This is a genomic window from Micromonospora sp. WMMC264 (genome assembly GCF_027497275.1).
Taxonomy (GTDB): domain Bacteria; phylum Actinomycetota; class Actinomycetes; order Mycobacteriales; family Micromonosporaceae; genus Micromonospora; species Micromonospora chalcea.
Genome location: NZ_CP114907.1, coordinates 1,813,713 through 1,833,510, shown reverse-complemented (window position 1 = coordinate 1,833,510; position 19,798 = coordinate 1,813,713). Strand labels below are relative to the sequence as shown.

The 19,798-nt window shown below is 75.4% G+C and carries 18 protein-coding genes; 7 read left to right on the top strand and 11 right to left on the bottom strand.

Going from position 1 to position 19,798, the window contains the following annotated elements; genetic code table 11:
• The first annotated feature begins 7 nt into the window (after window positions 1-7).
• Entirely contained in the window at window positions 8-1,009 is a 1,002-nt protein-coding gene (locus tag O7542_RS07495; protein WP_281605934.1) for a 2-hydroxy-acid oxidase, read from the top strand.
• On the opposite strand, the gene O7542_RS07490 is transcribed toward O7542_RS07495, so the two are convergent.
• The 6 genes from O7542_RS07490 to O7542_RS07465 all read right to left on the bottom strand — a co-directional run bounded on the left by O7542_RS07490 (window position 914) and on the right by O7542_RS07465 (window position 8,224).
• Window positions 914-1,939 (bottom strand): histidinol-phosphate transaminase, encoded by a 1,026-nt coding sequence (locus O7542_RS07490; RefSeq protein WP_281605933.1) that lies wholly within the window; start codon window positions 1,937-1,939, stop codon window positions 914-916. The genes O7542_RS07495 and O7542_RS07490 overlap by 96 nt on opposite strands.
• Window positions 1,936-3,207 (bottom strand): NAD(P)/FAD-dependent oxidoreductase, encoded by a 1,272-nt coding sequence (locus O7542_RS07485; RefSeq protein WP_281605932.1) that lies wholly within the window; start codon window positions 3,205-3,207, stop codon window positions 1,936-1,938. Before O7542_RS07485 ends, O7542_RS07490 begins: the two co-directional genes overlap by 4 nt.
• Window positions 3,204-4,904: a prenyltransferase/squalene oxidase repeat-containing protein gene (locus O7542_RS07480; RefSeq protein ID WP_281605931.1), complete on the bottom strand. Its 1,701-nt coding sequence runs from the start codon at window positions 4,902-4,904 to the stop codon at window positions 3,204-3,206. The genes O7542_RS07485 and O7542_RS07480 overlap by 4 nt, the downstream gene beginning before the upstream one ends.
• The gene (locus O7542_RS07475; protein ID WP_064445599.1) at window positions 4,901-5,938 is read right to left on the bottom strand and encodes a UbiA family prenyltransferase; all 1,038 of its coding nucleotides are present in this window, start codon (window positions 5,936-5,938) and stop codon (window positions 4,901-4,903) included. The genes O7542_RS07480 and O7542_RS07475 overlap by 4 nt, the downstream gene beginning before the upstream one ends.
• Window positions 5,935-6,954: a polyprenyl synthetase family protein gene (locus O7542_RS07470; RefSeq protein WP_069088422.1), complete on the bottom strand. Its 1,020-nt coding sequence runs from the start codon at window positions 6,952-6,954 to the stop codon at window positions 5,935-5,937. Before O7542_RS07470 ends, O7542_RS07475 begins: the two co-directional genes overlap by 4 nt.
• Window positions 6,955-7,198: 244 nt before the next feature.
• The gene (locus O7542_RS07465; RefSeq protein ID WP_281605930.1) at window positions 7,199-8,224 is read right to left on the bottom strand and encodes a methyltransferase; all 1,026 of its coding nucleotides are present in this window, start codon (window positions 8,222-8,224) and stop codon (window positions 7,199-7,201) included.
• A 161-nt stretch (window positions 8,225-8,385) separates the two neighbouring features.
• Between O7542_RS07465 and O7542_RS07460 the strand changes: the two genes are divergently transcribed.
• On the top strand, window positions 8,386-9,249 hold the full coding sequence (locus O7542_RS07460; protein ID WP_064445597.1) for a TauD/TfdA family dioxygenase: 864 nt from the start codon (window positions 8,386-8,388) through the stop codon (window positions 9,247-9,249).
• A 7-nt stretch (window positions 9,250-9,256) separates the two neighbouring features.
• Here O7542_RS07460 and O7542_RS07455 read toward each other — a convergent pair whose 3' ends face one another.
• Entirely contained in the window at window positions 9,257-10,423 is a 1,167-nt protein-coding gene (locus O7542_RS07455) for a cytochrome P450 (protein ID WP_064445596.1), read from the bottom strand.
• A gap of 193 nt (window positions 10,424-10,616) precedes the next feature.
• Between O7542_RS07455 and O7542_RS07450 the strand changes: the two genes are divergently transcribed.
• Together O7542_RS07450 and O7542_RS07445 are read left to right on the top strand one after the other, a co-directional pair.
• The gene (locus O7542_RS07450) at window positions 10,617-11,780 is read left to right on the top strand and encodes a nucleotide disphospho-sugar-binding domain-containing protein (protein WP_281605929.1); all 1,164 of its coding nucleotides are present in this window, start codon (window positions 10,617-10,619) and stop codon (window positions 11,778-11,780) included.
• A 10-nt stretch (window positions 11,781-11,790) separates the two neighbouring features.
• Window positions 11,791-12,993 (top strand): cytochrome P450, encoded by a 1,203-nt coding sequence (locus O7542_RS07445; protein WP_043323260.1) that lies wholly within the window; start codon window positions 11,791-11,793, stop codon window positions 12,991-12,993.
• A 16-nt stretch (window positions 12,994-13,009) separates the two neighbouring features.
• On the opposite strand, the gene O7542_RS07440 is transcribed toward O7542_RS07445, so the two are convergent.
• On the bottom strand, window positions 13,010-14,416 hold the full coding sequence (locus O7542_RS07440; protein ID WP_043323258.1) for a condensation domain-containing protein: 1,407 nt from the start codon (window positions 14,414-14,416) through the stop codon (window positions 13,010-13,012).
• A gap of 65 nt (window positions 14,417-14,481) precedes the next feature.
• Between O7542_RS07440 and O7542_RS07435 the strand changes: the two genes are divergently transcribed.
• From O7542_RS07435 to O7542_RS07425, 3 genes are all read left to right on the top strand, one after another.
• Entirely contained in the window at window positions 14,482-15,162 is a 681-nt protein-coding gene (locus O7542_RS07435) for a 4'-phosphopantetheinyl transferase superfamily protein (RefSeq protein WP_210882468.1), read from the top strand.
• A gap of 86 nt (window positions 15,163-15,248) precedes the next feature.
• A complete protein-coding gene (locus tag O7542_RS07430) occupies window positions 15,249-15,518 on the top strand; it encodes a phosphopantetheine-binding protein (RefSeq protein WP_030499105.1) in 270 nt (89 codons plus the stop codon).
• 2 nt (window positions 15,519-15,520) lie between these two features.
• Entirely contained in the window at window positions 15,521-16,843 is a 1,323-nt protein-coding gene (locus O7542_RS07425) for a glycosyltransferase (RefSeq protein ID WP_069088417.1), read from the top strand.
• 8 nt (window positions 16,844-16,851) lie between these two features.
• On the opposite strand, the gene O7542_RS07420 is transcribed toward O7542_RS07425, so the two are convergent.
• From O7542_RS07420 to O7542_RS07410, 3 genes are all read right to left on the bottom strand, one after another.
• On the bottom strand, window positions 16,852-18,090 hold the full coding sequence (locus tag O7542_RS07420; protein WP_281605928.1) for a beta-ketoacyl-[acyl-carrier-protein] synthase family protein: 1,239 nt from the start codon (window positions 18,088-18,090) through the stop codon (window positions 16,852-16,854).
• Window positions 18,091-18,143: 53 nt separating this feature from the next.
• The gene (locus O7542_RS07415) at window positions 18,144-18,404 is read right to left on the bottom strand and encodes an acyl carrier protein (protein ID WP_030499102.1); all 261 of its coding nucleotides are present in this window, start codon (window positions 18,402-18,404) and stop codon (window positions 18,144-18,146) included.
• 95 nt (window positions 18,405-18,499) lie between these two features.
• Complete coding sequence (locus O7542_RS07410) at window positions 18,500-19,753, bottom strand: cytochrome P450 (RefSeq protein ID WP_069088416.1); 1,254 nt, start codon at window positions 19,751-19,753, stop codon at window positions 18,500-18,502.
• Window positions 19,754-19,798: the final 45 nt, after the last annotated feature.

The window sequence follows — 19,798 nt, the reverse complement described above, 5'->3', positions numbered from 1 at the left end:
GGCCACCATGGAGACCGGACTCCGCCTGCTGCGGGCCGCGCGGCGCACGTTCACCGGTCCGGCCGCGCTGCTCGGCGACCCCGTGCTGCGCGAGCGCGCCGCCGGCTACCTGGCCGACCTGACCCGGCCGTACGGGCTGCGTGTGCCCGGCGGCCTGTTCGACGCGCCCGCGGCGGCGCTGGGCCAGTCGTACGGGGAGATGGCCGCCGAGCTGATCCCCGCCGTCGTGCCGCCGGACGAGCCGGTGGACCTGCTCGTGCTGGCGTTCGCCGTGCACGACATGCTGCCCGGGCGGGCCACCGCGGCGTACCTCAGTCACGTCTGCCCGGGCACGCCGATGTCGTTCGCGCTCTGCGAGCAGGGTTCGGCGGCGGCGTTCACCGGGCTGCGGATCGCCCGCGCGTACGGGTGCCGCCGCGCCCTGCTGCTCACCGTCGAGCAGGCGGTGCTGCCGTACGACGCGGCGGTGCCCGTACCGGCGCGCCACCGGGCCGTGGCCATGCTCTACGACGCGCTCGCCGACGACGGCGCGACCGGCGGCGACAGCGATGGTGCGGCCGGCGGTCCCGAGCTGATCGGGCTCGGCGGCGGCGCGCGGGTGACCGCGCTGCGCCAGCACGTGGACGTCGACGCCGGCGACGTGGCCGCGCTCGCGGCGGCCGAGGTGGGCGAGCTGACGGCCGGACGTACCGATGTCGCGGTCGTGCTCGGCGCGGACCTGGCCGCCGTGTGGCCCGGCCACGGCGGCGCCGCGGTGACGACCGGGCCGCGCAGGCAGCCGTCCACCGGGGTCTGGTGGGCGCTGCTGGACCGTCTCGCCGGGGACGCGGCGCGGCCCCGGCCGGTGGTGGTGGCCGACTACGAGCCCGGCCTGAACTACCTGAGCGTGGTCGCGCTGGCGCCGGCCGGCCGGTCAGAGCCCGTCGGCGAGCGCCGCGCGGACGAACGCGAGCAGCCGCTCGTTCGCCTCCGGGGAACCGACGGTGATCCGGACCCCGGCGCCGGGTAGCGCCATGACCAGGATGCCGGCCTCCCGGGCCCGGTCGGCGAACGGCACGGCCCGCTCTCCCAGCGGTAGCCACACGAAGTTGGCCTCGCTGGGCACCACGGTGAGCCCGAGGCCGCGCAGCGCGCCGACCAGGCGGGTACGCTCCGCCACCAGCTCCGTGCACCGCCGGGTCAGCTCCGCGTCCACCTCCGGCGTCAGGCTCGCCACCGCCGCCGCCTGGGCGAGCGCGGAGGGGAAGAACACCGCCCCGGTGAGCGCGGCGGCCCGGGTGAGCCGGGGCGGCACGACGGCGTACCCGACGCGCAGCGCGGCGAGCCCGTACGCCTTGGAGAACGTGCGCAGCACGCAGACGTTGTCGTACGCCCGGTACAGGTCCATCCCGTCCGGCGAGCGGGGGTCGGTGACGAACTCGCGGTACGCCTCGTCCACGATGACCGGCACGTCGGCCGGGATCCGGTCCAGGAACGCCTCGACGTCGTCGCGGCGCAGCGCCGCCCCGGTCGGGTTGTTCGGGTTGCACAGCAGCACGCAGCGGGTCCGCTCGGTCACCGCGTCCGCCATCGCGGGCAGGTCGTGGCCGTACCCGTCCATCGGCACCGGCACGGCGCGGGCCCCGGCGTTGCCGATGATCAGCGGGTAGCCCTCGAACGACAGGGCCGGGTGGACGACGTCCGGCCGGGGCCCGAGGGACTGCACGAGGTGCTGGCACAGTCCGGCCGAGCCGGGGCCGACGAGGATCGCCTCCGGTCCCACGCCGAGCCGCCGCGACAGCGCGGCCACGAGCGCCGCCGACGTGCGGTCCGGGTAGCGCTGCAGCGCCGCGGCGGCGTCGGCGACCACCCGCCGCACCCCCGGCAGCGGCGGGTAGGGGGTCTCGTTCATGGACAGGTCGGCCGGCGGGTGCGTCCCGACGGCGGTGCCAGGCGTCATGGTCGCTCACTTTCCGACGGGACCGGCGGGGTGTGCGCTCGCCGGTCGGCCAGGAGCCCGAGCTGGTACAGCCGGTCGACCGCGGACAGCGGCCGGACGTCGGTGCCGGAGAGGTTGCCGGCGGTGAGCCCGAGCAGGCGGGGGTTGGCGGCGGTGCGGCGCATCATCCGCGCGCCGAGCAGCTTCGGCAGCCCGGACACCGCGGTGATCATGCGGGAGGCGTTGTGGCTGACCGTCGCGACGTGGTCCAGGCGGGGCCGCCGCGCCGCCTCGAAGGCGAGCAGCGCCCGGTCCACCGCCGCCGGTTCCGGCGCGCCGCCCTCGGCCGCCAGGCAGGCGGCGAGCGTCTCGGCGTCGCCGAGGGAGCTGTTGACGCCCTGCGCCGCCATCGGGTGCACCGCGTGGGCGGCCTCGCCGGCGAGCGCGAGCCCCGGCACGGCCAGGCGCGCGCTGCGCAGCCGGTAGACCGCGAGCAGTTGGCGCCGGTCCAGGCTCGCGCGCAGCGCCGCGCCCAGCGGCCGGATCGCCGGCACGTCGGCGAGCAGCCGGTCGCACCACGCGCCCAGGTCGACGCGCCCCCGGAACTCGTCCGGCGTCACCTGCGCGTACAGGCGGCACCGCCCGCCCGGCAGCGGGTAGACCAGGCAGAGTCCCCGGCCGGTGCGGTAGGCGCACACCTCCTCGGCCACGTCGGCGCCGGCCACGTCGAAGGCGACCAGGCCGTGCGGGTACTCCTGGCGCCGGACCGCGATCCCGGCGCCGCGGCGCAGCGGCGACGACATGCCGTCGGCGGCGACCACCAGCGGCGCGTGGATCTCCTGTTCGGCGCCGTCGGCGACGAACCGGACGCCGCCGATGCGCCCGTCGCTGTCGCGCAGGACGCCGGTGACCCGCGCTCCCCACCGGATGCGCGCTCCGGACGGCAGCCGGTCGGTGAGCACGCGGCGCAGGTCGCCGTAGTCGGCGCAGAGGATCTGCCGGTACGCGCCGGGCAGCCCCGCGTAGTCCAGGCAGAGCAACGGCTCGCCGGCCGGGTCACGGATGGCCAGCCGCCCGACCGGGCGCGCGCCGGTGGCCCGCAGCGCGTCCAGCAGACCCCAGGAGTCGAGGATGCGTACCGTCTCGGGCTGCAGGATCTCGCCCTTGGCGATCGACGCCGGGGTGCGCTGCCGGTCCAGCACCAGCACCCGCAGGCCGAGCGCGCCGAGCGCGCGGGCGCAGGCCAGGCCGCCGGCGCCCGCGCCGGCCACCACCACGTCGGGGGTCATCGGGTCACCGCCGGCGGCGCCACGTCCGGCCGCGCGGCGGCGGCCCGGCGGTACTCGCCGAGTGCCCGCAGCGCGAGCGCCTGGGTGATCACGGCGTTGGGATAGCGCATGTGGTGGCGGATGTAGTTGCACACCCGGGCCGCCGGCCAGCTCCCGTCCGGTCCGGCGGCGGCGACCAGCCGGGCCACGCCCCGGTCCACCGCCCCGGTGGCGTCCGGGTCGCCGGTGGCGAGCAGACCCTGGACGGCCCAGGACGTCTCCTCGACCGAGCCCGCCGTGCCGTCGCCCGGCCCCCACGAGCCGTCGGGCAACTGGGTGTCGCGCAGCCACCGGGCCGCCCGGCGCACCACCTCGTGCCGGGCGTGCCCGACCCGGGACAGCGCGGCGACCACGACGGCGGTGCCGGAGGTGTGGTCGCGGTACCAGAGGTTCTCGAACGTGCCGTCGGGCGCGGCCCGGGTCAGCAGCCAGGCCGCCGCCCGGGCGATCGCCGGATGGTCGTCCGGGTGGCCGGCGTCGTGCAGCGCGAGGATCGCCTGGCTGGTGATGGCCGGGCACGGACCGTCGTTGGCGAGCCGGGTGTCACGGACCCACAGGCTCCACGAGCCGCGGCTGTCCTGGCGGCCGACCAGCCATGCCAGTCCGTCGCGCAGGACCGGGTCGGCGTCGGCCCCGGGAAAGCCGGCCAGCGCCGAGAGGATCTCGGCGGACTCCAGCGTCACCGGCCAGCCGCGCGCGTTCGAATAGCTCCATCCGCCCGGCGGCACGTCCAGCACCTCGAACGCCTCCGGTTTGCGGCCGGCGTGGAGGAACTCCCGGGTGGCGCGCAGCCGGGGGTCGTCGGCGTAGCCGGCCGCGATCAGCCCGGTCGCCGCGTACCCGGTCCGGGTCAGGTCCAGGTTGGTGACCGCGTCCCAGGCGCCGTCGGGGCGTACCGCCCGGCGCAGCCAGCCGACGACGGCGCGGGCGATGTCCGGCGCCTCGCCGCTGCGGGCCAGGCCGAGCAGCACCAGCGCGGCCGGCCACGGGTCCTCGCTGAGCGCGCCGGTGCCGCCCTCGTGGTCGTGGATGGACCGCAGCAGCCGCAGCGCCACCGGCCGGGCCCGGCCCAGCGTGGCCCGGCGCAGGCGGCCGGTGGGCAGCAGGTCGGCCTGCATCAGGGCGAGCCCGATGAACGGCGCGGTACGGAACGACAGACGCTGCCGGCGTACCCGGTCGAACAGGACGATCTCCAGTGGCAGCCGGCGCAGCGGGCCCGCCTCGGCGGTCATCCCGGCCATGGTGAGCAACTGGCGGCAGAGCAAGGAGATGGCCGGGTCGGTGACGGTGTCGACGCCGCCCAGCGCGGCCAGCCGGGTCCGGCCCGCCGCGATCGCCCCGGCGCTGTCGGCCGGCGCGGTCAGGGCCAGCGCCGCGATCGCGACGGCGGTGGGCACGACCTCGGTGCCGGCGCCCACCACGCCGCCCCAGCCGCCGTCGTCGTGCTGCTGCCGGCGCAGCCACGCGGTTCCGGCGCCGACCAGGTCCGCGCAGCCGGACGGGTCGGCGGCGTGCAGCGCGGCCACCGCGCCCGCGGTACCCAGCACCGAGGCGGGCGGGTCGTCGCTGAACGCGCCGTCGGGGCGGCGCCGGCGCAGGAGCGCCTCCGCGCCGGCGGTGACAGCCTTCCCGACGGCCTCCGTGGTCACAGTGGTCATGGCGCGTCCTCCACCGGTACTCGACTGCGGGTGGCGAGGGTCAGGCCCGCGACCGGCGGACCGAGTTCGTGCCGGGCACGCATGGCGCGCTGCGCGACCCAGGTCAGCGCGACCATCGGCAGCGCGAGCGCGAGCTGCACGGCGACGCCGAGGCCCAGCCCGACCGCCGCGGAGGCCAGCGCGACCCGCTCCACCACCAGGACCGAGTGCGCGCGCAGCGCCACCACGACCGGCATGCCGCCGCGCCGGCGCACCAGTGGGGCCAGTGCCACCACGCCGGTCAGCAGGACCACGAGCACGGTGATCAGGTACGCGGTCCGCGCGTCCCGGCCGGCGAGCAGTCCGGCGGCCACGGCGGCGGCGATCGCGACGGCGTAGAGCGCCAGCACGGTCCGCACCGCGAACGGCACGCCCCGCCCCACCGGCAGCGTCCGGTAACCGCCCGCGCGGTCGCCGTCGATGTCGCGCAACGCGCCGACCAGGTTGGACATCGCGTCGTGCGACCAGAACGCGACGACGAGCGCGAGCAGCACCGGCGTCGCCGAGGCGCGGTCCGGCGCGAGGCCGGCGGCGAGCGCGCCGTAGACGAGCGCGACCGCGCCGAGCGCGCCCCGGACCAGGTTTCCGGCGATTCCGCGGGCCTTGAACCACCTGCTGTACGCGACGATGCCGCACCCGGCCAGCAGCGCCGCCGCGGTGGTGCCCCACCCGCCCAGCACGGCCAGGACGCCGAGCAGCGTGAAACAGGCCCAGCCGCACCAGAGCGCGGTGCCCGCGCCGAGGCGCCGGGAGGGGATCGGCCGGTGCGGTTTGCTGCCGGCGTCCAGGTGCCTGTCGAAGTAGTCGCCGAGATAGTGGCCGCCGAGCCAGCCGGCGGTCGGCGCGGCCCAGGCCGACAGCAGCACCCACGGATGGTGCGGGCCGCCGGCCACGGCGGCGCCGGCCAGGCCGACCAGCCCCACGTACCAGAGGGTGTAGGGCCGCCAGGTCTCGACGTGGGCCCGCAGTGCCCGCACGGCGGCGGCCGTGCTCACGCCGTCCCGCTCGTCATCCAGGCCGCGATGCCGGTGAGCACGTCCGCGCCCGCGGACGGGGTGAGCACGGCCAGCTCGGCGCGGGCCCGCTCGGCGTGCCCCACCATCCGCTGGCGGGCGCCGTCGACCGCGCCGACGTCGCGCAGCAGCGCGGCGACCCACTCGACGTCGCCGGGACCGGCGCCGCGCCGGTGCAGCACCGCCAGCAGCTCCACCCGGGTCGCGTCGGTGACCGCGTCGTACGCCAGCAGCAGCGGCAGGGTGGGGCGGCCGTTGTTGAGGTCGCTGGACGCCGGTTTGCCGGTCTGTTCCGGGGTGGCCAGATAGGACAGCAGGTCGTCGCGGATCTGGAAGGCCATCCCGAGGTGCTCGCCGTACCGGGCCAGCGCGGCGGCAACCGGCTGGTCCGCGCCGCCGAGCAGCGCGCCGATCTCGCACACGGCGCGGAACAGCGCGCCGGTCTTGAGCCGGATCATCTCCGGATACCAGCGGGCGCCCGCGTCCAGGTCGCCGACGAGCCGCGCCTCCAGCGCCTGCCCCCGGCACAGGTCCTGTCCCGCCTCGGCCAGCGCGGCCACCGCGGCGACGACCGGGCCGGCGGGGGTGTCCGGACCGCCCTCCACGACGGCCCGGAAGGCGTGGAAGATCAGGTGGTCGCCGGCCACGATGGCGCCGGGGATGCCGTACGCCACCGGGACCGCGGGGCGGCCGCGGCGCAGCGTGTCGGCGTCGATGATGTCGTCGTGCACGAGCGTCGCGACGTGCAGGTACTCGGTGGCGAGCGCGGCGGCGAGCGCGTCGCGGGGAGATCCGCCGACCGCCTCGGCCGCGTGCAGCGTCATCATCGGGCGCAGCATCTTGCCCGCCGGCAGCAGCGCGTAGCGCACTATCGCGTCGAGCTGGTCGGGTGTCTCGGGCCACCGCCGTCCGAGTTCGGCGCGCAGCAGCCGTCCCGATTCGCTGCGGGCGAGGTCGTCGATGAAGGGCGGATATCGCGTGGAGCCAGCAACCGTCATGACGCGTCGACCCTTTCGCGAGGGATCGGCTAGTCGCCACGCGAGACGTTACCGGCCGCCCTCCCCGCGAACAACCATTGATAAATGCGAGCAGATATGGGTGGCGGCAAATGTCGTGACCGCATTTCTCAGCACATTGACCGATGCCCAGAGAAAACCGCCCTTCCACCCAGGGCCGCCATGTCGATGCATATACGTCAATGATCGGGCGCACGGGACGGCACCGGACAGGTGCGACGCGCCCTCAGGCGCCGGCGGCGAACTCCATGAGCGTGAGCCCGTCGGCGCCGTGGTACGTGCGCCGGGGCGACAGGCCCGCGGCGGCGGCCAGCGCGGCGAACTCGGGCAACCCGCGTTCCCGGCCGCCGACGAGCACCAGCATCCGCAGGTCGTACGCGGACAGGTGCGGCACGTGCGGCACCGTCGGCAGCACCTCGATGACGAGCACCCGGCCGGCCGCTCCGGCCGCCTCGGCGCAGCGCCGCAGGATCGCCGTGGCGTGGACGTCGCTCCAGTCGGTGAGCGCGCGCGAGACCACGTACACGTCGGCGCCGGGCGGCAGCGGGGCGAAGAAGTCCCCGACCACGGTCTCGACCCGGTCGGCGAGGCCGCACTCGGCGAACGTCGCGGCGGCGGTGGCCACCGGCTCGGGGCGGTCGACGAGCGTGCCCCGCAGGTGCGGATGGGCGCCCAGCACCTCCCGCAGCAGCCCGCCCGCGCCCCCGGCCACGTCGACCACGTGGCCCGCCTCGCGCCAGGGGTAGAGCGCCGCGACCTCCGGCGCGGTGAACCGCTGCTGGCTGAGCATCAGCGCGTCGAAGTAGGCCCGGTGGTCCGGGTGCGCGTCCAGGTCGGCCCAGAAGTCCCGCCCGTGCACCTCGCGGTAGCCGGGCCCGCCGGTGCGGATCGCGTGCGGCAGACCGGCCCAGGCCAGGTCCATCCGCGCGCCGAGGCCGCCGAGGTCCAGATAGGCGCCGAGGCCACCGCCCTCGCGGTCGCAGAGCAGCTCGCCGACGTCGGTCAGGCCGAAGACGTCCGGCGACACCTCGACGAACACGCCCCGGTGCGCGAGGTAGCGCAGCAGGCGGCCCAGCGCGGCGGCGTCGGCCCCGGCGGCGCCGGCCAGCTCGGCCAGGCCGGTGACGCCGTCGGCGATCAGGTCCGGCACGCGCAGGGTCACCGCCGTACGGACCGCGAACGGGGTGGCCAGGTCGGTGAGCCGGTCGAGCCGCTCCGCCGCGTCACCCTCGATCGGGGCATCGATCGCCACCCGCGCCTCCTCCACGTCGCGGGCCGGCCTCGCCGCCCCCGCCGGCACCGAATGGTTCCAGGCGTACGCCGGGTGAGTCAACGACGACGGCTGGTGAGGACATTCACGGACGTGGAACAATTCGCGGACCAGCCGTGGCGCGCAGACCGGAGGGATCATCGATGACCACATCCATCGCGGCCGAGGTCCGGCTCGTCTCCGGCGCGCTGGGCGCCGAGGTTCACGGCATCGACCTCAACACGCTCACCGACGAGGGCTTCGCGCTGATCCACGACCTGCTGCTCAAGCACCAGGTGGTCTTCCTCGCCGGCCAGACCGGGCTGACGCCGGCCGCGCACGTGGCGTTCGGCCGCCGCTTCGGCGAGGTCGAGCTGCACCCCTATCTGCCACGGCTGGACGGGCACCCGGAGATCGTCGTCATCGACTCCGCCGACGGCGGCAAGGTCGACGTCTGGCACACCGACATGACGTTCCACCAGAGCCCGCCGATCGCCTCGATCCTGCACCTGGTCCAGCTGCCCGAGGTCGGCGGCGACACCATGTGGACCAACCAGTGCCGGGTCTACGAGGCGCTCTCCGCGCCGATGCGGGACCTGGTCGACGGGCTGACCGCCATCCACGTCATCCGGATCGGCACCGAGTTCACCAGCCGGGCCGAACACCCGGTGGTCCGGGTGCACCCGGAGACCGGACGTCGATCGCTGTACGTCAACCGGCTGTTCACCTCGCACATCCCGCAGCTGACCCGCAACGAGAGCGACGCGCTGCTGGAGCACCTGTTCGCCTTCTCCGAGAGTCCCCAGTTCACCTGCCGCTACCGCTGGCGGACCGGGGACGTCGCGGTCTGGGACAACCGGGTCACCCAGCACTACGCGGTGAACGACTACGAGGGACTGCGCCGCGGGCAGCGGATCACCGTGCTCGGCGACCACCCGACCGGGAACCCGCCGCGCTGGGAGCACTACGCGCCCGCGCCCGGCGAGCGCTACTGGCCGGGCCGGGTCAACGCGGTGGAGAGCTACTGACCGCCGCTCACCAGGTCACCGGGAACGAGGCGATGCCGCCGTTCATCCGGTCGTGCCGCCACGGGATCTCGGCCGGCGGCACCGCCGGCGCGAGCGCCGGCATCCGGGTCAGCAGCGCGCCCAGCGACAGCTCCACCTGCATCCGGCCCAGCGCCGTACCGAGGCAGAAGTGCGGCCCGAAGCCGAAGGTCAGGTGCGGGGCGTCGGGCCTGCGGTCGATGTCGAAGACGTTCGGCTCGGGGAAGAACCGGGGGTCGCGGTTGCCGGCCCACGGGACCGCCATCACGCAGTCCCCGGCGCGCATGCCGACGCCGCCGAGGACCAGGTCCTCCCGGACCACCTGCACCCGGAACATGGCGCTCACCGACGTGTAGCGCAGGATCTCGTCGGTGGCCGCGGAGAGCTTCTCCGGCGCCGCGCGCAGCTTGGCCAGCTGCTCCGGGTGCCGGAACAGCGCAAGCAGGCCGGCGCTCGTCGAGTTGATCTCCAGCCCGCCGAGCAGCACCCCCATGGCCAGCTCGACCAGCTCGGCGTCGGCCAGCTCGTGCGTGCCGCGGACCCAGGCCGAGAGCAGGTCGTCGCCGGGCTCGGCCCGCTTGCGCGCGAGCTGACCGGCCAGGTAGTCCCGTAGCTGGGCCTGCGCGGTCGCGGCGTCGGCCGAGCCGTACGCGGTGACCGAGTTCAGCCCCTCGATCCAGGCGTAGAAGCGGGGACGGTCGGCGGCCGGCACGCCGAGCACGTCGCACACCACGAACACCGGCAGCGGCGCGACCAGCCCGGCCACCACGTCGGCCGGGCGCGGGCCGGCGAGCATCGCCTCGACCAGCTCGTCCACCAGCCGCTGCACCCGGGGACGGAACGTCTCGATGCGGCGGGCGGTGAACGCGCGCGCGGCCACCCGGCGCACCGCCGCGTGCGGCGGACCGTCCATGTTCAACTCGCGGGGACCGCCGCCGTCCGGCGTCGCGGTGGCGCCGAGCGGAAGCCGGGAGAAACGGGGGTCGGCCAGCACGGTGCAGCACTGCTCGTAGCCGAGCACCAGCCAGGCGGCCCGCCCGTCGGGCAGCCGCACCCGGCTGACCGGCTCGGTCACGACCATCTCCAGCAGCTCGGCGGGAAGATCGCCGGTGAATGGCTCGAACGGATAGGAACGCAACCCGGAATTGACGCTCAACGCACCACCGCCTGCCGATCGCGGTCCACCTCGGGCACCGGCTAAGACTCCAGCATCGGTTAGCCCGGCGTCAATATTCATTGCGGTCGTCCGCGACCTTCCGCGTACCGCTTCCATCACCTAGCATCGGTTGGCCAGGACTGCCGTTTCACGCGCGGATTGGTGGGATTTGACTGCGGCTCTGCGAATTCTGATGTCGACATGGGGCTGGCGGTCGCATTTCTACAGCCTGGTCCCGCTCGGCTGGGCGCTCCAGGCCGCCGGCCACGAGGTGCGGGTGGCCAGCCACCCCTCGATGGTCAGCGCGATCAGCTCGGCCGGGCTCGCCGCCGTGCCGCTGGGCGCCGACGTCGACTTCGCCGCCGCGTTCGCCGGCCGGATCGGCGCGGTGGCGCCGCTCGACGGGCCCGCCACGGCGGACGCCCTGGAGCCGGCGATCACCGCCGACGGCGGGGTGGTCCGCTTCGCCGACGCCGTGCTCGACGAGCTGGTCTCCTTCGGCCGGTCCTGGCGGCCGGACCTGATCCTCTGGGAGCCGTTCAACCTGGCCGCGCCGGTGGCCGCCGCCGCGCTCGGCGTACCCGGCGTGCTGAACCTGTGGGGGCCGGACTCCTCGACCACGCTGCGCCTCGACCCGGAGTCGGTGGTCGGGCCGCTCGCCGCCCGGTTCGGGCTCGCCGCCGCCGAGGTGGCGTTGGACGGAGTGCTCACGCTCGACCCGGTGCCGCCGCCGATGCAGGTGCCGACGCGGCGTCCCGGCCGCCCGGTGCGGTTCGTGCCGTACAACGGCCCGGCCGTGCTGCCGCCCTGGCTGCGCCGCCCGGCGGACCGGCCCCGGGTGTGCGTCACGGCGGGCACCATGATGGCCGGCGCGGGCCTGGACGACCGGCTCGACCTGGCCGGGGTGATCCACGCGGTGGCCGGGCCGGACGTGGAGGTCGTCGTCGTGGTCGAGCCGCGCCAGCGCGAGGCGCTGGGGCCGGTGCCGGCCGGGGTCCGCCTGGCCGACGGGCCACTGGCGATGCGGCTGGTGCTGCCGACCTGCGCCGCGCTGGTGCAGCAGGGCGGGGCCGGCACCACCATGACCGCGCTCGCGTACGGCGTGCCGCAGCTCGTCCTGCCGCAGGTCAGCGACCAGCACTTCAACGGCGAACGGCTGGCGGCCACCGGCGCGGGCGCCTGGCTGACCCGCGAGCAGGCCACCGCCGCCGCGGTGCGGGACCTCGTCCGCGAGCTGATCGCCGACGGCCCGTGGCGGCGCGCGGCGGCGCTGATGCGCGACCGGGTCCACGCCATGCCCGCCCCCGCCGGCCTGGTGCCGACGCTCGCCGCCCTGGCCCGGGGCGGCCCGATCTGAGGAGTCGCAGATGACGCAGGACCCGCCGGCCATCCCGTACCCGCTCGCGCCGGCTCCGACGATCTACCACCCGTCGCCGGACTACACCCGGATGCGCGAGACGTGCCCGGTGGCCCGGGTCGAGCTGCCCGACGGGGCGTGCGCGTACCTGGCCACCCGGCACGCCGACGTGCGCCGCGTCTTCACCGACCAGCGGTTCAGCCGGGCCGCCGCGGCCGGCCCGAACCGCCCGACCCGGGAGCTGGGCTCGCTCGCCGAGGACTCGCTGATCGGGATGGACCCGCCCCGGCACACCACGATGCGCCGGGCCGTGTCGCACGCGTTCACCGTCCGCCGGGTGGAGGAGCTGCGCCCCAGGGTCGCGGCGCTCGTCGACGCCATGATCGACGACCTGGTGGCCGCGGGTCCGCCCGCCGACCTGATCACGCACGTCTCCGGCCCGCTGCCGATCTCCGTGATCAGCACGCTGTTCGGCATCCCCGAGCGGGACCGGGAGCGGGTACGTCAGTGGTCGGACGCGCTCGTCGGCGACTGGGACGCCGACCCGGAGGCGCCCCGGGCCGCGCTGGAGGCGTTCCGCGAGCTGATCGAGCAGCGCCGCCGCGAGCCCGGCGACGACCTGATGAGCGCGCTCATCGCGGTCTGGGACGAGCACGACGACCTCACCGAGCGGGAGCTGGTCTCGGTCACCGCCGGCATCTTCGTCGGCGGGCACGAGACCACCACCAACCAGCTCAACCTGTTCCTGCTCGTACTGGCCCGCCACCCCGAGCAACTGGCCGCGCTGCGCGGCGACGACCCGGTCGCGGTGGCCCGGGCGGTCGAGGAGCTGTCCCGCTTCATCCAGCTCGGCGACAACGGGGTGCTGCTGCCCCGCGTCACGACCGAGGAGGTGGAGCTGGGTGGCGTACGCCTGCCGGCCGGCGCCGCGGTGCTGCCGGCGATCGCGTCGGCGAACCGGGACGCCACCGTGTTCCCGGGCGCGGACACGCTCGACCTGACCCGCGCGCACAACCCGCACCTGGCTTTCGGCGCCGGCCCGCACCACTGCCTCGGCGCGGCGCTGGCCCGGATGGAGCTGCAGGAGGCGCTCGGCGGCCTGCTGCGCCGGCTGCCCGGGCTGCGGCTCGCGGTCGACGAGTCGCAGCTGCGGTTCCGGCCTGGTCTGGTGGTGCGCAGCCTGGAGTCGCTGCCGGTGACCTGGGACGCGTGACCGGCGCTGTGACCGGTCAGCCGCCCGCCGATCCCGGGATCACCCGGGTCGGGGCGGCGGGGTCGAGGGCCGCCTCCACCGCCACCTCCTCCACGCCGCGCAGCAGCCGTTCCGCCTGTTCCTCGGTGAAGCAGCCGAAGTCGAAGATGACCTGGAGGTAGACCGTCTCCGGCTGGTCCTCGACGGTGATGAACACCTGCTCGGGCAGGTGGTCCAGCGGGCCGTCCCAGACCAGGAACGTCTCGTCGGCGCGGCGGCGGATCCGCTCGGCGGTCACCGGGTCGTCGTGCAGCCCGACGTCGGCCGCCTGCCGCGTGGTCACCCGCCGGTCGTTGATCCGGCAGCTGATCCGGGCCGGGTATCCGCGTTCGGTGTCCAGCCGGTCGGAGACCTCCGCGAGCTGCGCCGGGTCGTAGTAGGCGTACTTCCCGGCCGACACCGCGGCCCGGCGGGCACGCGCCACCACCTCGTCCACAGTGGTGTCGGCGGTGTCGACGCGCAGCACGCCGTTCTGGCTCAGCGGGGCGATGGCCTCGGCGAAACCCGGCCGGAACCGGTTGCCGACGATGAGCTTGGCGGTGAGCGGACTGACGCCGGTGGCCCGGCCGATCGCGACCGCGATGACCGCCAGCAGCACGCGCGAGGTGTCGGTGCGGGTCCGCGCCGCGATGGCCCGCACCGCCAGGTACGCCGCCGGTGAGCTGAACCGGCCGTGCCAGTACCGGTGCCCCCGGCGCCCACCGGCGGCCGGCTCGCCGAACGTCAGCGGCGGGATGTCCCGCAGGTGCTCCGCCCAGTGCCGCACGGCCCGGTCGCTGACCCGGCGCAGCGGCGGCGTCTCCTCCCGCCGGCCCAGGTCGAGGATCTGCACGGTACGCGGGTCGGCGACCCGGCGGACCGGGCGGCCGGCGAGGCCCAGATCGGCCAGGAGCAGCGACGTGGCGGTGCCGTCGACCACGAGGTGGTCGATGGTGAGCACCCGGTGCACCAGGACGCCCCGGTGCCGGATCACCGCCATCTTCACCGACCAGTCGCGGTAGAGGTCGTAGTGGCTCAGCAGGCGGGCGTGGCCCAGGTCGTAGGCGAACGTGGCCACGTCGGCCGGGTCGGCGTCGTCGGGCACGTCCACCACGTCCAGGACCGTCTCGCCGGTGGCCGACACGACCTGGCACGGACCGCCGTCGCCCTCGCCCAGCCGCATCCGCAGCGCCGGGTGCCGGGCCATCAGCGCGGCGAACTCGGCCGCCACCTGCTCGACCGTGACGCCCGGCGGCACCGGGTGGGCGCCGCTGACGTTGTGCGTCCAGCCGGTCTCCCGCATGTCCTGCATGATCGCCTTCTGCCCCCAGGTCAGGGGCGCGACGCCGGCGCCCGGCCCGGCGAACGCGACGGGAACGTGGGCCTGGACCGTCTGCGCGAACACCGGTCAATGAGAGCAACGGGCATCGGTGTGTGTCAACGCGACGGCGCACCGTTACGCTGCCGTCCATGCGGGACGCCGTACGGGTCTGGGTGCTTGCGGCCGGGGCGCCGCCGGACGTGCTGGCCCGGTACCGGGCGGTGCTCGACCCGGCCGAGCGGGCCCGGGCCGCGCGGCTCGCCGCCGACGGGCTGCGGGACCGGTTCACGGTGGCGCACGGCGCGCTGCGCGTGCTGGCCGGGCGGGCCACGGGCGCGCCACCGGCGGCGCTGACCTGGCGCCGCGGCCGGTACGGCAAACCGGCGCTGACCGGGCCGTGGCGCGGCCTGCACACCAGCCTGTCCTACTCCGGCGATCTGGTCGCGGTGGCGCTCAGCGACGGCCGCCCGGTCGGGGTGGACATCCAGCACGTCGTGCCGGGCGGGGACCCGGTGCCGGCGTCCGCGCGCTTCTTCCACCCCCGGGAGGCGCGGCACGTCGCCGCCGGCCCCGACCAGGCCGCCCGGGCGCGGCGGTTCGTGCGGCTGTGGGCCCGCAAGGAGGCGGCCGTCAAGGCGGCCGGGGGCCGGCTGTGGCCCAACCTCGGGATGCCGGTGGACCGGGCCGACGTGGTCGAGTGCGCCGACCCGGCCGGCCGGCACCGGCTCGCCGACCTGGTCGCGCCACAGGGGTACGCGGTGGCGGTGGCGCTGGCCGGCGACGAGCCGTACGCCGTCGAGTGTCGCACCGACCTCGGTGACTGCCCGTGACCACCATCGCACCCGTTGACACTCACCGATCTCCCCTGCTCTGATGACTCCATGCTGGAGCGCGTGATCGACCCGTGGGAGCCCCGGTGCTAGAACACGACGCGCCGCCCCGGGACCAGGTCGTGGACCGCCTGACCGTGCTGCTGACCCGGATGCTGCGGCCGGACGCGCCGGTCACCGAGCAGACCCAGCTGATGGACGAGCTCGGCCTCAGCTCCTCGCTCGGCCTGGAGTTGCTGCTGGCGCTGGAGGACGAGCTGGAGATCCAGATCGACGTCGAGGAGCTGGACGAGGACCGGATGGCGACGCTCGGGGACCTGGCCGACTACATCACCGCCAACTCCACCGCGCGCTGAGCATGCCCACAGCGGACCGGCCCAGCCTGAGCGTGGTGGTGCCCGCGCACGAGAACCCGTCCGCGCTCGACACCACGCTGCGCTCGTTGACCCGGCAGACGCTGCCGGCCGCCGACTTCGAGGTCGTCGTCGGCGACGACGGGTCGGCCGTCGCGCTGGGCCCGGTGGTGGACGCGTACCGGGGCCGGCTGCGGATCGAGTACGTGCGCAGCGACCGGAACCGGGGGCGCAGCGCCAACCGCAACGCGGCGGCGGCCCGGGCCCGCGCGGCCACGCTGATGTTCCTGGACGCCGACACGGTGGCGCATCCCACGCTGCTCAAGCGGCACCGCGACTTCCACGCCGGGCGCGCCGGCCGTCCCGGGGTGCTGCTCGGCCAGCGGTACGACCTGGACTGGGCCGGCGCGGACGCGCTGCGCCGCGGCGAGCCGGTCGTGCCGGCGATGCTGGACGCCGAGCGCGGCGACCCGCGGCTGGAGGACATCGCCCTCCCGCAGCGGATGGGCGATTTCCCGAGCGCGCCCTGGGTGCTGGGCCTGACCCACAACGCGTCGGTGGACCACGAGTCGTTCCGGCGGGTCGGTGGCTTCGACGAGGCGATGGTCAAGTGGGGCTTCGAGGACCTGGAGTTCTTCTACCGGGTGTTCCATCTGCACGGCGCCCCGCCGGAGCTGTTCCGGCTGGACGTCGACGCGCTTTCCTACCACCTCCCGCACTTCCGCAAGACGTCCAACGGGATCGCCTCGATGGACAACATGAAGTACCTGCTGCGCAAGCACCTGCGCTACGACGTCGAGGTGCTGTACGGGATCAACACGTTCGGCCGGCACCTGGGCCGGATCCGGCTCTACGGCGCGGCCATCGAGGCGTACCGCTCCGGTGGGCTGGGCCGGCCGGACGTGCTGCCCGGGTCGCTGCGCGACGAGCTGGCCACGAGCGCCGCGCTGGTCGTCGGCAACGGCGTGTCCGCGCTCGACCTGGGCCCCGGGTCGCACACGTTCGACCACGACGCGCCGGTCGGCGGGACGAACTCCCACCTGCTCGGCACCGTGCTCCAGCAGTTCAAGGCCGGCGCGCTGGACCTGATCGTCAACGTCGACATGTGGCGCTGCCTGCTCCCCGAGGACCTGCCGGCGTTCCTCACCCGGGGGCTGCTCAAGGCCGACCGGATCGAGCTGGTCGCCTCCCGTACCGGCCTGGACCAGCGCGCTCTGCTGCCGGTGCCGCTCGTCGCCGACCTGGACTACGTGGCCGACATGCTGCGCCCGCACTTCAGCGTCGCCGTCGCCGCGTACGACGCGGCCACGGTGATCACGCTCCGCTGACCCGCCGCTCAGGCGGGCCGCGCCAGGACGAGGCTGACGTTGTGGCCGCCGAAGCCGAACGAGTTCGACAGCACCGCGTCCACCGTCGTCGCGCGTGCCCGCCCACGGATGTGGTCGACCTCGCCGTCGCGCTCCGGCTCGTCCAGGTTGCGGGTGGGCGGCAGCAGGCCGCGGCGCAGCGCCTCGACCGCGATCGCCGCCTCGATCACGCCGGAGACGCCGAGCATGTGCCCGGTGACGCCCTTCGTCGAACTCAGCGGCGGCGCTTCCGCGCCGTAGACGTCGGCGAGCGCGGCCAGCTCGGCGGCGTCCCCGGCCCGGGTGCTGGTGCCGTGCGCGTTGACGTACCCGATGTCGGCGGGCTCCAGACCGGCGTCGCGGACGGCCAGGCGCATGCACCGGGCCGCGCCGGCGCCGTCCGGACGCGGCGTGGTCGGGTGGTGGGCGTCGTTGGTGGCGCCCCAGCCGAGCACGTCGGCGTGCCGGCGGGCGCCGCGCGCGGCGGCGTGCGCGGCGCGTTCCAGCACGAACACCCCGGCGCCCTCGCCGAGGACGAGCCCGTTGCGGCGGCGGTCGAAGGGGCGGCTCGCGGCGGCCGGGTCGGCCCAGCCGCGGGCGAGCGCCCGGGCGTTGCCGAACGCGTCGGCGAACGTCGGGAACAGCGGCGCCTCGGCGCATCCGGCGAGCACCACGTCCGCGTCGCCGGCGCGCAGGATGCGCAGCGCCTCGCCGATCGACTGCGCGCCGGCCGCGCACGCCGTGCCGATCGACGAGGTGTAGCCGTGGATGCCGAACTTGATCGCGATCCGGGCCGCGCCCATGTTGGGCAGCGTGCCGGGCAGCATGTACGGGCTGACCCCGAACCGTCCGCGCCCGGCGCGGGCGAGCACCTGTTCCTCCAGCGTGGACAGTCCGCCGACGCCGGAGACGACGACCGCCACCCGGTGGCTGTCGACGTCGTGGCCGATCCGCAGTCCGGCGTCGGCGAGCGCGTCCTCGGCCGCGCGCAGCACCATGACTATCGACCGGTCCACGACGCGGGACTCCGGGCCGGGCAGCACGGTGGCCGGATCGATCGCCGGGGCGAACGCGGCGACGTCGACGACGCCGTGCAGCGGATGGTCGTGCGGCGGCCGGGTGAGCCCGGAGCGGCCGTCGCAGACCGCGTCGAACACCTCGGCGGCGGTCACGCCGACCGGGCTGACGAGCCCGATGCCGGTGACCGTGACCCGTTCGCGCACGCTCACCGGAACCGGCGCGCCGGGGCGTGACGCGGCCGGGTGCCGTGCCCTGGCATCGGTCAGTGCGCCGAGGCCGGGGCGATCCGCGCCGCGACCGCGCGGCTGAACTCGCCGACTGTCATCATCGCCAGCTCCTCCGCCTCGTCGTCGTCGAACGCGACCCCGAACCGGTCCTCCACCCGCACCGCGAGCTCGGCCAGGCCGAGGGAGTCCACGTCGAGCCCGGCCGGGCCGAAGACGGTGTCGTCGTCGACGTCGCCGACGTCGTACTTCATTTCGGTCAGTGCGGCGAGGAGGAACGCGCGGATCTCATCGGTCATGTCCGGTGTTTCCCTTCCACGGTGCCTGGCGGCGCGCTCGACCTGCTCGACGGAACCTGTGAGGCGCGGAGCGGACACTCCGCGTAGCATCGACCTTACTCGATCAGGTTGGTTTGACAAGGCACCCGATCGGTCAGCCGTACCGGCAGCCGGTCGTACCCGCGCAGCATCAGCGCGCGGCGCGGCCCCGGTTCGGCGGTCAGCGCCGGGAAGCGGTCCAGCAGGCGGGGCAGCACCAGCCGCCCCTCGGCCCGGGCCAGCGTCGCCCCGAAGCAGTAGTGCGGCCCGGCGCTGAACGCCAGGTGCCGGTTGTCGGCGCGGGACGGGTCGAACCGGTCCGGGTCGGGGAAGCGGCGCGGATCCCGGTTCGCCGCGCCGGTCAGCACGACCACCGTCCGCCCGGCCGGTACCGGCAGGCCGGCGACCTCGGTGTCCACCGCGGCGTACCGGACCGCGAAGTGCACCGGCGGCTCGTACCGCAGGATCTCCTCCACGTAGGACGCCGCCAGCGACGGGTCGGCGCGCAGCGCGGCCCGCGCGTCCGGCCGTTCGGTGAGCAGCACCAGCCCGTTGCCGAGCAGGTTCGCGGTGGTCCGGAACCCGGCGTTGTACATGATGATCAGGTTGGCGAGCAGCTCGTCGGCGGTCAGCCGGCCGGGTTCGTCGTCCAGGCCGCGCAGCAGCGCGGAGACGAAGTCGTCACGCGGGGTCGCCCGGCGCGCGGCGACCAGGTCGGTGAAGTACGCGGTCAGCTCCGCCGCCGCGACGTTGGCGGCCCGGACCTCGCGCATGGACCGGCGGCCGATCTCCAGCACCGCGTCGAACGCGCGGACCCGGGGCGGGAACCACTCCCGGTCCTCCTCCGGCACGCCCAGCAGCTCGCCGATGACGTCGCTGGGCAGCCGCAGCGCGAAGCGCGCCATGAAGTCGACGGGCCGGCCGTCCGCGCCCGCCTCGGCGAGCCGGTCGAGCAGGTCGTCGGCGATGCGCCCGATGGCCGGTTCCAGCGCGGCGACCCGGCGCGGGGTGAGCGCCTGGGAGAACAGGTGCCGGACCCGGAGGTGGTCGCGTTCGGCGGCGTTGAGCATGGACGACTGCAGGATCCGGGTCACCTGGTGCTGGCGCCAGCGGACGCCGGCCCGGTCCAGGTAGTCGGCGCCGAGCACCCGGAACACCGGGTCGCGCAGCACCCGGTTGACCGCTTCGTAGCCGTGCACGACGAGCGCGTGCGGGTCGCCCGGCCGCAGCCGGGCCGCCTCCCCCGCCTCGTGCAGCCGGGCGTAGAAGGGGTACGGGTCGCGCCGCACCTCGTCGCCGAGCAGCTCGTCGAGGGAGACGCGGACGCTCATGGCCACTCCTCGCGGTCACCGCAGTCCCGTGACCATAGACTCACC